Below are 13105 nucleotides of genomic sequence, written 5' to 3'. Positions count from 1 at the left end.
TGGGCGGCGGGGGGAAGGTCGGGCGGGATGGCGGCGGGGTGGTCGTTGAGGGCCTCCAGCGCCAGTTCCACCGCCTTCTCCAGTTGCGGGTCGCGGCCGGCCACGCGGTCCTGGGGTGTGATCACGACCTCGATGTCAGGGTCGACGCCGTAGTTCTCCACCGTCCATCCCTCGCCATCGAGCCAGAACGAGTACCGGGGCTGGGTGACGATCGTGCCGTCGACCAGCTGGTACCGGCCGTCGATCCCGATCACTCCGCCCCACGTGCGGGTGCCGACGAGCGGCCCGATGCGGCGATTCTTGATGCCGGCGCTGACGATGTCACCGTCGGAGCCGGCGAACTCGTCCGTGACGGCGACGATCGGACCGCGCGGGGAGTCCTCGGGGTAGCGCATCGGCTCGTAGCCTCGCGAGATCGCCCACCCTGACACTCTGCGGGAGAGCTTCTCGAGCACCAGCTCGGAGGTGTGCCCGCCGCTGTTGCCGCGCACGTCCACGATCAGCCCTTCCTGCGGCATCTCGGTGCGCAGGTCGCGGTGGAACTGGGCCCAGCCGCTGGCCACCATGTCGGGCACGTGCAGGTATCCGAGCCGGCCGCCGGAGGCCTGCCTGACGTAGGCGCGGCGGCTCTCCACCCAGTCGTGGTAGCGGACCGCGGTCTCGTCGGACAGCGGTGTCACGACCACGCGTCTGGTGTCGCCGCCCGCGGCCGGCCTGATCGTCAGCTCGACGGGCTGTTCCGCCGTACCGGCGAGGAGGGCTTGGGGGCCGCGGACCGGGTCGACGGGCCGGCCGCCGACGCCGACGATCGCGTCGCCCTCGCGGACGGCGACGCCTGGGGCGAGCAGCGGGGAGCGGGCGGCGTGGTCGGATGACTCGCCGGGCAGGATCTTGGCGACCACCCACGAGCCGTCCTGGAGCGCGAGGTCGGCGCCCAGGAGCCCCTGACGCCGCTTGGGGTCGACGGCGGCGCCGTTGGGGCGGGCGTAGGCGTGGGAGGTGGCCAGCTCGCCCTGTACCTCCCACAGTAGGTCGATGAGCTCGGAGTAGGCGCCGATCCGTTCGACCAGCGGCGCGTAGCGGGCCAGGGTGCCGGCCCAGTCGACGCCGTTCATGTCCTCGCGCCAGTAGTGGTCGCGCATGAGGCGTCCCGCCTCGTGGTAGGACTGCCGCCATTCGGCGACGGGGTCGACGGTGACGGTGATCCGGTCGAGGTCGATGGTGATGACCTCGTCGCCCTCGTTCGCCGAGCGGGTCTGCAGGCCGTTCTTGCCGTTGGTGACCAGGCGGGCGCCGTCGCCGCTGACCTCGAAGGCGCGTACCTCCTTGCCGAGTTCGGACTTCGCGCGCTTCTTGAGGTCGTAGCGTTCGAGGACGACCTCCTCGCGGTCGCTTCCGTCGCCGAGTTCGCCGGCCAGGGGGTGGCGCAGCCACAGGAGGGCGTCCTTGGCGGTGCGCAGGTTGGTGTAGCGCCCGGCGGGGACGGGGACGGCCACGACGCGGGCGGGCAGCCCTTCGGCGTCGACCTCGGTGGCGGGCTTGGCGTCCTTCTTGCCCTTGCCGTCGTCGGTGGAGTCGCCGGACTCGGCGCCGTTGAAGCTGCGGCCTTCGAGCGAGGGCGCGAACGGCGAGGGCGTGGTCGCCTGCAGCGGCACCAGGTACGGCTTGGCACCCGCGGGGAACGACAGGTCGAACACGTGCGCGTCGTAGACGGGGTCGAATGTCCTGATCGACAGGAACGCCAGGTGCTTGCCGTCCTTGGTGAACACGGGCGCGTAGTCGCTGAAGCGCTGTGAGGTCACCTCGATGGTGGAGGTGCCGTCGACGCGGCCCATCTTGATCTGGCGCAGCGGCTCGTGGTGCGGGTGCGACCAGGCGAGCCAGGCGGAGTCGGGCGAGAACGTGAGCCCGTTGATGTCGCCGTTGGCGGTCCTGTCGAGCTCTCTGATCGAGCCGGTCGCGACGTCGACGACGAGCAGGCGCCCGTCGTGGGTGGCCAGCGCGACGTGCTTGCCGTCGGGCGCGGCGGCCAGGTCGAGGACCCGTCCGATCTCGCCGGAGGCCAGCGTGCGGATCTCGCCGCCGGCGCGGCCGATCTCGAGCGCGTCTTCGCCTGTCGCGTCGCTGACCCAGACGGCCAGGCCGTCGTCGCCGAGGACGCGCGGCAGTCGTACCCTGACGCCCGGCTCGGCGCGCAGCACGCCCGAGGGGCCGTCGCGGTGGGTCACCCAGTGGGCGCTGCCGCGGATCTCGACGGTGCTCGCCCTGCCGCCGGCGTCGGGCGCGAAGTCGCCGATCCTGCTCGGCGCGGGGCGTCGTGCGCGCGCGGGGCGGGGGCCGCCCAGCCTGAGGTCCAGCCGGTACGGCTCGCCGTCGAGCGAGTCGAGCACCCATAGGTCGCCCGCGTGGCTGTAGATCACCCTGGTGCCGTCGGTGGCGGCGTGCCGGGCGTAGAACTCCTCGTGCCGGGTGTGCCTGCGCAGGTCGGTGCCGTCGGGCAGGGCGGAGTAGAGGTTGCCGACGCCTTCGTGGTCGGCCAGGAAGGCGATCCTGTCGCCGATCCACATGGCCGACCAGTACTGCGCGATGCTGTCGGCGAACAGCCTGGTGAACTCGCCCGATCCCGCTGCGTCGATCCAGATCTTGGCGGCGGTGCCGCCCCTGTAGCGCTTCCACTGCGAGGGCTCGCGCCAGACCGGCGAGACGGTCACCACGCCGCCGTCGGCGTTCGCTTCGGCCTCGCTCACCCATCCATACGGCAGGCGCTCGGCCTGGCCGCCGTCCAGCGGTACGGCGTAGGCCCAGGTCCTGTCGCGCGAGGCCTGACCCGTCGCGCTGATCGCCAGGACCCGGCCGTCAGGCGTCCAGCCGCGTACGCCGGTCGTCGCGCTGCCCCAGTGGGTCAGTCGTTCGCCTTCGGGCCCGTCGATCTCGGCGGCGAACGCTTCGGGCGCGCCCTCACGGGTGCTGGTCCACGCCAGCCGGGTGCCGTCGGGCGAGAAGCGGGGGTATGAGGCGGGAGTGCGCTCGGCGGTGAACCGCCAGGCCCTTCCTCCGTCGAGAGGGGCGAGCCAGACGTCGTCGTCGGCCACGAACGTGATCAGGTCTCCGTACAGATGCGGATACCTTAGGTAAGCGCCAATTGTCACAGATGCACACTAATGCGCGCTCCGCCGGCAGCCGAAGATTTTCTGTGCCGGAACGCAGGGCAAGGCGCCGCCGCTCAGGAAGCCGTGACCAGTTCCAGCAGCTTCGTGACGGTGTTCCAGTTGCGCATCGTACCGGCGTTCTTCGCCCCCTTCTCCAGCAGCGCGGGCAACCTGGGCCTGGCCAGACCATCGGGGAAGTCGATGTACAGCTCCCGCTCGCCCATGCGCATCACCTCGGGCGCGTAGCGGGCCGGGTCGATGGCTTCCAGTTCCTCGCGGTCGGGCGGCTCGGACAGGAACACCACCGCGAACTTGGCCGGCTCCCGCACCTCCAGCGGATTGCCGTCGACCACGGCCCGCAACTCGTCGGCCGTGCGCACCATCACCGCGACGGGCAGGGCGAGCCCGTCGCGGATCGCCTTCTCGATCTTCTCCCTGGGCTGCGGCTCGGCGCTGAAGACCGCGTTGCCGCTGCGCAGGTGGGTGCGGACGTCGCTGTAGCCGAGGCCCTCCAGCATCGCGCGCAGGGCGGCCATGTCGACCTGGGTGGCGGGATTGACGTTGATGCCGCGCAGGAAGGCCACATATCGCATGCCTCGCACGCTACGCCGCCTACCTGCCATCGGCTGTCAGGTACAGGCAGATTCAGCGGGCGACGTGACGGCGAGCGGCGAAGTCCCGCCGGAGGACGCGTGAAAGACGGACGGCCACCGGGTGACCCCGGTGGCCGTGAGCCCGCGTGCCGTACGAGCGGCCCGCAAGAACCGCGCGGAAGGCGCTACGGGACGATGTTGACCAGCTTCGGCGCGCGGACGATCACCTTGCGCGGCTCGCCTGGCACCAGCGCCCGCACCTTCTCCGAGGCCAGCGCCAGCTCCAGCAGGTCGCCCTCGGAGATGTCGGGCGAGACCTCCAGCCGGTCGCGGACCTTGCCCGCCACCTGCACGACGCACGTCACCGAGTCCTGAACCAGCAGCGCGGGCTCGGCGACGGGCCAGCCCGCGTGGAACACCGAGCCGCTGCGGCCCATGCGCTCCCAGCCCTCCTCGGCGGTGTACGGCGCGGCCAGCGACAGCATGACCGCCAGCGCCTGCGCTCCTTCACGGACCGCGGGATCGGCGGCGCCGGGACCCGAGTCGATCGCCTTGCGGATGGCCGAGGTCAGCTCCATCATCCTGGCCACCGCCACGTTGAAGCGGTGGGACTCGACCAGCTTGGTGACCTCGTCGACCGTCCTGTGCGTGAACTTGCGCAGCTCCAGGTCGCCGTCCTCGAAGGAGACGCCCGGCCCGCTCGCCACCTCGGCGAAGACGCGGAAGGCCCTGGCCAGGAACTTCTGCGAGGCGGCGGGCGAGACGTCGGCCCAGTCGATGTCGTCCTCGGGCGGACCCGCGAACACCATCGTCAGCCGGACCGCGTCGACGCCGAACGCGTCGATCTGCTGGCCCAGGTCGACGCCGTTGCCCAGGGACTTCGACATCGCCTTGCCCTGGTTGATGACCTGCCCCTGGTTCAGCAGGCGGGTGAAGGGCTCGGTGAAGCCGACCATGCCCATGTCGTACAGGACCTTGGTGAAGAACCTGGAGTACAGCAGGTGCAGCACCGCGTGCTCGACGCCGCCGACGTACTGGTCGATCGGGCCCCACTCGCGGACCTTCTCGACGTCGAACGGGCCGTCCTCGTAGGTCGGGTCGGTGTAGCGCAGGTAGTACCAGGAGCTGTCGACGAAGGTGTCCATCGTGTCGGTGTCACGCTGGGCGGCGCCGCCGCACTTGGGGCACTCGACGTTGACCCACTCGGTCGCGCCGGCCAGCGGGGAGATGCCCTTCGGCGCCAGCGCCTCGCCGCGCACGTCAGGCAGCGTGACGGGCAGCTGGTCGTCGGGGACGGGGACCTCGCCGCAGTCGGGGCAGTGGATGATCGGGATCGGGGTGCCCCAGAACCGCTGGCGCGACAGCAGCCAGTCGCGCAGGCGGAAGTTGACCGTCGCGGTGCCGGTGCCGCGCTCCTCCAGCACCTCGATGATCTTGGCGATCGCCTCCGTCTTGCTCAGGCCGTCCAGCGTGCCCGAGTTGACCAGCTCGCCCTCACCCGGGGTCGCGATGCCGGTCTCGCCCGGGTCGGCCAGTCCGGTGTGGACGACGACCTTGACCGGCAGGTTGAAGGTGCGGGCGAAGTCCAGGTCGCGCTGGTCGTGCGCGGGCACGGCCATGATGGCGCCGTGGCCGTAGTCGGACAGCACGTAGTCGGCGGCCCAGACGGGGATGCGCTCGCCGTTGACCGGGTTGATCGCGTAGCGGCCCAGGAAGACGCCCGTCTTCTCCTTCTCGGTGGACAGCCGCTCGATGTCGCTCAGCTTGGCGACCTCGGACCTGTAGGCCTCGAAGGCCTCCCTGTGCTCGTCGTCGCAGATCTCGTCGGCCAGCGCCGAGTCGACGGCGGCGACGAAGAACGTCGCGCCGTACAGGGTGTCGGGGCGGGTGGTGTAGACGGTGACGGGCTCGTCGCGGCCCTCGATCTCGAACTGCACGTCCGCGCCCGTGGAGCGGCCGATCCAGTTGTTCTGCATGGCCAGGACGCGGTCGGGCCAGCCGCCCTGCAGCTGCTCCATGTCGTCCAGCAGCCGCTGCGCGTAGTCAGTGATCTTGAAGTACCACTGCGTCAGCTCGCGGCGGACCACCTCGGCGCCGCAGCGCTCGCACCTGCCGGCGACGACCTGCTCGTTGGCCAGCACGGTCTGGTCGTTGGGGCACCAGTTGACCAGGCCGCCCTTGCGGTAGGCCAGGCCGCGCTCGAAGAAGCGGATGAACAGCCACTGCGTCCACTTGTAGTACTCGGCGTCGCTGGTGTGCAGCCGCCGCGACCAGTCGAAGGAGATCGCGTAACGCTTGAAGGAGGCCGCCTGGGTCTCGATGTTGGCGTAGGTCCACTCGGCGGGGTGGGCGTTGCGCTTGATCGCGGCGTTCTCGGCGGGCAGGCCGAAGGAGTCCCAGCCGATGGGGTGCAGGACGTTGTAGCCCTTCTGGAACCAGTAGCGCGCCACCACGTCGCCCAGGCCGAAGGCCTCCGCGTGGCCCATGTGGAGGTCGCCTGAGGGGTACGGGAACATGTCCAGCAGGTAGCGCCTCTCCCGGGTGTCGGCGGCGTCCTCGCTCGCCCGGAAGGGGTCCTGTTCCTCCCATCGCTGCTGCCACTTGGCCTGCAGCGCCTGCGGATCGTACTCACTCACGGCGATTTTCCTTCGGTTTGATTTGACCCATAAGAAAACCCCTCGTTCCCGCAACGAGGGGTTGCCGCGACGGCAGGAGTTCAGCTCGACGGCCGTCGCGGCCCGCTAAGGAGCTGGGTCGCGGAACGCATACGTCAAGACTAGCGCAGCCCGCAACCCCTCGTCTTCCATGAAAGCCATGCCAGGGCCGGGATCCCCGGGCACAATGGACGTTTCTGCCACTGCCCGACCTGTTGGTGATGTATGGAGCGTTTCCCAGCCGCGCCGGCTTCGGTCCCCGCCCTCCCCACCCGAGCACCTACGCCCCATGTGCCCTTTTATGTCCCTTTAGATTACTCTCGTCACCGTGGCGCGCCCAGCTGAGCCCGGATGGGACCCCGACGACCTGCCCATGCAGGACCCGCCGACCGATCCCACTGGCTTCTCACGTTTTGCTGCGGAACCACCGGCTTTGCATGAGATCATGCCGGGTGCGTCCAATCCGGACATAACCTCGGGAGGTACGGCAGCAATGGCAACGGAGAATTCCGGAGCGTCACCCTTGCCGCCGTCCTGGCCTGACGTGCCGACGTCGTGGCCCCAAACCTCGCGCGAGGAGCCCGTTCCCACCTCCTGGCCGGAGTCAGGGCGCATCGAGCCCGCCTCGGGCTCCTGGCCCGAGGCCCCTCGCGCCGGCGGCTCGTCGCCCGCGTGGCCCGAACAACCGCCGACCCGTGAGCCGCTGCCCGCCTGGTCCAACCTGTCGGCTCCCGCGCCGTGGCCGCCGAGGGACTCCCCCGCGCCGCCGCCGGGGACCGGCCCACTCGGCATCGACCCGGCCGACCCGCTCGGAGCGGGGACCAACCCCTCCCACCCCCGCCTCGACCCGCTCCCGCCCCACCATCAGGCGGGTGACCCCCACGCCGCCCGCTCGCAGGCCCATCCGCAGGCCGCCTATCCGCAGGCGGGCCCCCCGCCGGCCGGCGCTCCGCCCGTGGCGGGCGGCCAGGCGGGGCTCGCGCCACAGCACCCGGGCCAGCAGCCCATCCAGCAGCCCGGCATGCCGCCCGTCCAGGGGCAGCCCCAGCACGGGCCCGCCGACCCCCGCGCCATGCGGGACGGCCACGCGGCCGGACCCAGCGCACACGCTCCCGACGCCCTGCCGCAGGGCGCGCCAGGCGAGCCGCGTCCGGGCGCCAACCTGAGCCGCGACCCCTCCGATCCGGACAACCGCTTCGTCACCGCCGGGCAGATCAGCGGTTCCCGCACTCCTCCGCCCGAGCGCCAGCAGGAGCTCTGGGACACCGTCTTCGGCGACAACTACGAGGCCATGGGCGAGGACGAGGCCGACGAGGGTTCGGGCAAGCCCGTCTGGATCTACGCCCTGGCGGGCTCGGTCGCGATCGCGCTGGTCGCCGCCCTCCTGTGGGCCTTCATCGCCGGGCCGCTGGCCTCCGAAACGTCGGCCGCCCCCTCCGCCGAGCCGTCCGCGTCCGCGTCCGTCAACAAGAAGCCGCCGACCAAGAAGCCGTCCGTCGGCCGCCTGCCCAGGTTCCAGGGCGAGGCGTCCCCCGTCACGGGTGTGACCGCCGACCCCTCCGCCGGCATCTCCGTGCCGCGCCTCGGCGGCACCTGGAAGCCGGACCTGCGCAGCACCATGAAGTCCACGTTCGGCTACAGCACCCGCCAGTTCGCCCCCGCCGGCACCGATGCGGCGGGCAAGCAGGTCGTCGCCCAGGTGATGACCGGCCCTCTGCCCGCCAAGCTGGCGGCCACCTACACCTCGCCTGAGAACCTCGAGCCGGTGATCAAGGCTGTGGTGGTGTCGGCCCGCAAGCTGTACTTCTCCACCCCGAACGCCGCCAGGAAGACCGCCACCCAGGCGCTGAAGATCGGCGGCCTGCCCGGGCAGCTCAACGCCTACGAGATCACGGTCGACGGGGTGAAGACGACCGTGGTCGCGGCCGCGGTCAGCACGGGCGCGGACGTGCCCGCGATCGTCTACATGTCGGTGCCGTCGGAACAGAAGGAACTGCTGCCCGACATCAACAGCGTGTTCAAGCAGATCAAGCTGACCGCCGCCTCCTGACCTCGCGCCCCCGTCCCGGCGGCGTCAGAACGTGCACTCCATGTGCTTGATGCCGTTGATGAAGGCCGAGTGCAGGCGGTCGGGCCTGCCGCCCTCGATGCCGGGCACCCTGTGCAGCAGTTCGCGGAACATCACCGTGATCTCCCTGCGGGCCAGGTGGGCGCCCAGGCAGAAGTGCGGGCCCGGACCGCCGTAGCCGACGTGGGGGTTGGGGCTGCGGGTGATGTCGAAGACGTCGGGGTCGGTGAAGACCTCGGCGTCCCTGTTGGCCGACCAGTAGAACAGGACGGCCTTCTCGCCGGCCCTGTAGAGGTGGCCGTTCATCTCGAAGTCGCGAGTGACCTTGCGGCGCATGAAGTTGACGGGCGAGGCCAGCCGTACGATCTCCTCCACGGTGCCGGGCAGGCGCGTCTCCATGTCGGACAGCAGCAGGGCCCGCTGGGAGGGGTTCTTGGTGAGCAGACGCAGGCCGTAGGAGATGGCGTTGCGGGTGGTCTCGTTGCCGGCGACGACGAGCAGGATGAAGAAGGAGCCGAGCTCCTGCAGCGTGAGCCGCTCGCCGTCGAGGTTGGCGTTGACCAGCGAGGAGGTCAGGTCGGCCGTGGGGTGCTCGGCGCGGTAGGCGGCCAGGTCCTGCACGAGCTGCTGGAGCTCGAAACCCGCGTTGAGCAGGCGGGTGGCGATGTCGCTGACGTCCGAGCCGGTGTATTCGGGGTCGAAGCCGCCGAGGATGAAGTTCGAGCGGTCGAAGACGAACTGGTAGTCCTTCTCCGGGATGCCCATCATGTCGCAGATGATCTTCAGTGGCAGCCTGGCGGCCACCTCGGTGACGAAGTCGCAGCCGGGCCCCTTGGCCAGCAGGTCGTCGACGATGCGGGCGGCCGCGGACTCCACGTCCGCCTCGAACTGCTTGATCATCTTGGGGGTGAAGGCCCGCGAGACGATCCGGCGCAGCCTGGCGTGCCGGGGGTCGTCCATGTTGATCATCGAGCCGAAGTACTCGGTGAACTCGGCGGGCATGTCGGGGATGTTGGTCGCGCCGCCGTCGCCCGAGCAGAAGACCGAGGGGTTGCGGCTGGCCTCGAGGATGTCGGCGTGCCGTACCAGCGCGTGGTAGCCCGGCCCCTTCGGGGCGAAGGACACCTCCATCTCCTCGAAGAAGACGGGCTCGTCGAGCGCGCGCAGCCGGGCGAACGCCGCCTCGCGCTCGGCCATGGGCAACGCCCAGAAAGCCTGGTCCGACAGGTCGAAGTCCACGAGCGTCATGGGCTCCATAGTTGGCGAAAGTGACCACTTACGTCAAGATTGTGTGCGGGTCCGACAACATCTGGCTCCGACGTTCGTCGGTTGCGGCATCCACACCGGCGATCTTCGCGCTGCAGCGTGGAACACATGAGATCTGACGTGGTGATCACCGGGCTCGGCGCGACCACCCCGCTCGGCGGGAACGTGACGACGACGTGGGAGGGGCTACTGGCCGGCCGTTCAGGTGTCCGGACGACGGAGTGGGACCTGCCCGCGCGGATCGCGGCGCTGCTGGCCGACGATCCCGCCGAGGTGCTCGGCAGACCGCTGGCCCGCCGCCTCGACCGGTGCGAGCAGGTCGCGCTCGTCGCGGCCCGGGAGGCGTGGGCCGACGCGGGCAGCCCCCAGGTCGATCCGGTACGGCTGGCCGTCGTCATCGGCACGGGCACCGGCGGCGCGCTGACCATGCTCGGCCAGGACGACATCCTGGAGAAGGAGGGTGTGCGCAGGGTCTCGCCGCACACGGTGCCCATGCTCATGGCCAACGGCCCCGCCGCCTGGGTGAGCATCGAGCTCGGCGCGCGCGGCGGCGCCCACGCCCCTGTGAGCGCGTGCGCGTCCGGCTCCGAGGCGATCGCGATGGGCCTCGACCTGATCAGGCTCGGCAGGGCGGACGTGGTGGTCGCCGGCGGCGCGGAGGCGTGTGTCCACCCGCTGACGCTGGCCGGGTTCGCCCAGGCCAGGACGCTGTCGAAGCGCAACGACGAGCCCGAGCTGGCCTCCAGGCCGTTCGACGCCGGCAGGGACGGGTTCGTCCTCGGCGAGGGCGCGGGCCTGGTCGTGATGGAGCGGGCCGCGTTCGCCGCCGCACGCGGCGCCCGCGTGCTGGCGACGCTGGCGGGGGCGGCGATCACGTCGAACGCGGTCCACATCACCGCCTCCGACGTGGAAGGGCAGTCCCGGGCCATCACGGCGGCGCTGCGGGAGGCGGAGCTCGACCCCGTCGACGTGGGGCACGTCAGCGCGCACGCCACCTCCACCCCCGAGGGCGACCCCGTGGAGGCGGAGGCGATCGGCAGGGCCGTCGGCGGGCATCCCTCGGTGACCGCGATCAAGTCGATGCTCGGCCACCTGTGCGGGGGCGCGGGCGGCGTGGCCGCGGTCGCGGCGGTGCGCTCGATCGTGGAGGGCCTGGTGCCCCCCACCATCAACCTGGACACCCTTGACCCGAGGATCGAGCTCGACGTCGTAAGAGGATCGGCCGCGCCGCTCCCCCACGGCGCGGTCCTCGTCAACGCGTTCGGGTTCGGCGGGCACAACGCCAGCCTCGTGCTGGGAAGGTAGGCGGCCAGGCGTCCGTCCACGGGCGCTCCACGTAAATGTGTTGAACCCGCCTCTGCGCCCCCGCTAGGTTCTGCCGCGTGACGTTCTTCTTCCGACGTTGACGACCCGCCGGCGGGCCGTGGCCGCTTTTCGCGAGCACCAGCCCACCGCCGGTGATGCGGGACGGCATGCCGCCGCCCCGGGTCGCGACGTGGGAGAAGACAAGTGCATACGCTCCTGGTGGCCAGGACTGTCCGCGGCCTGGAGCCGCTGGTGGCCGAGGAGATCGGCGGTGCCGTCCGGCGACGGCATCGCGAGGTGTGGTTCAGGCGCGCGGTTCCCGATCCCGGCGTGCTGGGGCTGCGAACGGCTGACGACGTGCTGCTGGCGGGCGCCGTGGCAGGACGGATCGGGCACACCAAGGCCGCCCTCGACGGCTTGCGCGCGGCGGCGCGCGGGGTCGACGCCGCCGCTCTGGTGGCGCTGAAGGCGGCGTTCGGCGGCTCGACGGAGGTGAAGGGCCTGGACGTGTCCGCCTCCTTCCTCGGCAGGCGCACGTTCACGCGCTACGACGTCGAGGACGCCGTGGGGGCCGAGCTGGCCGGGCGGCTCGGCGTGCCGTACCACTCGAGAAGGCATGGGCCGCCGCCGCCCTGCACGCTGTCCTGGCGGGTCAGCGTGCAGGACGACGAGGCGGTGATCGGCCTGAGGATCGCCGACCGGCCGCTGCATCGCAGGCCGTACAAGCTCGCCACGGTCCCCGGCACGCTGCATCCGCCGGTGGCGGCCGCGATGGCCAGGATGGCGGGGCTGGAGCGGGCGCGTACGGTGCTCGACCCGTGCTGCGGTGCGGGCACGACGCTCGTCGAGGCCCTCGCCTGCGTTCCTGGGCCCCGCTACCTCGGCGCCGATCTCAGCCCCGCGGCGGTGCGAGTCGCCGCGGGCAACGCCGGGCAGGCAGGGAACGCGGTGGACGCGCGCGGGATCGGGTGGCTGGTGGCCGACGCGGGCCGCGTCCCGCTGCCCGCTGGCAGCGTCGACGTCGTGCTGGTCAATCCGCCGTGGGACCGCCAGGTGCCCATGGCGGGGTTGCCGGCCGCCGACGGCGACAGGCTGTGGCGAGAGGTGCGGCGGGTGCTGGCGCCGCGGGGCAGGGTGGTCGCCCTGCTGCCCGACGACGTCGAGCCTGCGGGGTTCGCGGTGGACAGGGCGGTCCGGCTGAGCCTCATGGGCAGGCACCCGGTGATCGCGGTGCTCAGCCCTCCAGCCAGGAGAGGATCAGGTCGTTGACCTCGCGGGGGCGTTCCAGGTGCAGGAAGTGGCCCGCCCCCGCGATCCTTTCCACCCTGGAGCCCTCGGGCAGGTGAGCCGGCGCGTCCTTGACCAGGTGCTCGCCGAGGCAGCCGTCCTGCGCGCCGTGCAGGTAGAGGACGGGCCTGTCGGGAGCGGGAGGGGCGGGGTGGCGGCCCGAGGGCGGAGTGGTGCCGAGCATGGCGCGGTAGTAGCCGATGGCGGCGGCGAGGTTGGCGGGCGCGCCGATGCTCCGGCTGACGAACTCCAGGTCGCGGGTGGCGTCGTAGCCGGGTGACCAGTCGCGCCACAGCCCCTCGATGAAGCCAGGCGCGGCGGCGGCGCTCTCGGCCAGGCCCGTCTGAAAGAGGAAGACGTAGAAGGAGCGCTTGAGCTGCTCGTATTCGGTGAACCCGGTCAGCAACGCGCCGATCGGTGGCACGGCCATGGCCACCGACCTGCGGAAGCGGCCGGTCGTGCCGTACACGGGAACGGCTCCCCAGTCGTGGCCGATGATCACGGCCCGCTCGTCGCCGCCGAGCTCCTCGTGCAGGGCGTGGACGTCGGCGACGAGGGCCGCGGCCTCGTAGGCGCCGTCGGCGGGGATCTCGGTGGGCGCGTAGCCGCGCAGGAAGGGCGCGACCGCGCGATAGCCGCGCTCGGCCAGCTCCGGCATGAGGTGGCGCCAGGTGTGCGCGGTGTCGGGGAAGCCGTGCAGGCAGAGGGCGAGGGGGCCCTCGCCTAACGCCAGATACGCGAACTCCAGCCCGTTGGCATGGACAGTCCTGATCTCCATGGCGG

Annotated in this window: 8 protein-coding genes; 3 read left to right on the top strand and 5 right to left on the bottom strand. The window is 71.3% G+C overall.

Translation table 11 applies throughout. The features are described 5' to 3' along the window. From AC3EO4_RS45740 to leuS, 3 genes are all read right to left on the bottom strand, one after another. Positions 1-3149: S41 family peptidase (locus AC3EO4_RS45740; protein ID WP_431902168.1), on the bottom strand; the 3149-nt coding region annotated here is incomplete at its 3' end. Positions 3150-3223: 74 nt separating this feature from the next. Further along, entirely contained in the window at positions 3224-3742 is a 519-nt protein-coding gene (locus tag AC3EO4_RS45735; protein ID WP_379573574.1) for a DUF1697 domain-containing protein, read from the bottom strand. Positions 3743-3927: 185 nt separating this feature from the next. After that, complete coding sequence (gene leuS / locus AC3EO4_RS45730) at positions 3928-6384, bottom strand: leucine--tRNA ligase (RefSeq protein WP_431902175.1); 2457 nt, start codon at positions 6382-6384, stop codon at positions 3928-3930. A gap of 556 nt (positions 6385-6940) precedes the next feature. On the opposite strand from leuS, the gene AC3EO4_RS45725 reads away from it, so the two are divergent. After that, positions 6941-8446: a hypothetical protein gene (locus tag AC3EO4_RS45725; protein WP_431902167.1), complete on the top strand. Its 1506-nt coding sequence runs from the start codon at positions 6941-6943 to the stop codon at positions 8444-8446. A gap of 24 nt (positions 8447-8470) precedes the next feature. Here the strand turns inward: AC3EO4_RS45725 and AC3EO4_RS45720 are convergent, their stop codons facing one another. Next, the gene (locus AC3EO4_RS45720; protein ID WP_431902164.1) at positions 8471-9712 is read right to left on the bottom strand and encodes a cytochrome P450; all 1242 of its coding nucleotides are present in this window, start codon (positions 9710-9712) and stop codon (positions 8471-8473) included. A 126-nt stretch (positions 9713-9838) separates the two neighbouring features. On the opposite strand from AC3EO4_RS45720, the gene AC3EO4_RS45715 reads away from it, so the two are divergent. Both AC3EO4_RS45715 and AC3EO4_RS45710 read left to right on the top strand, forming a co-directional pair. Continuing rightward, positions 9839-11035, top strand: coding sequence for a beta-ketoacyl-[acyl-carrier-protein] synthase family protein (locus AC3EO4_RS45715; protein WP_379573570.1), 1197 nt, complete (start codon positions 9839-9841; stop codon positions 11033-11035). A 204-nt stretch (positions 11036-11239) separates the two neighbouring features. Further along, positions 11240-12304: a methyltransferase domain-containing protein gene (locus tag AC3EO4_RS45710; RefSeq protein ID WP_431902162.1), complete on the top strand. Its 1065-nt coding sequence runs from the start codon at positions 11240-11242 to the stop codon at positions 12302-12304. On the opposite strand, the gene AC3EO4_RS45705 is transcribed toward AC3EO4_RS45710, so the two are convergent. After that, on the bottom strand, positions 12270-13100 hold the full coding sequence (locus AC3EO4_RS45705) for an alpha/beta fold hydrolase (protein WP_379573568.1): 831 nt from the start codon (positions 13098-13100) through the stop codon (positions 12270-12272). The two genes, AC3EO4_RS45710 and AC3EO4_RS45705, sit on opposite strands and share 35 nt — an antisense overlap. Between the last annotated feature and the right edge of the window lie 5 nt (positions 13101-13105).

It is taken from the genome of Nonomuraea sp. bgisy101 (assembly GCF_057708945.1).
The sequence above is the reverse complement of the archived record's forward strand: the minus strand, read 5'-3'. Positions and strand labels throughout refer to the sequence as shown.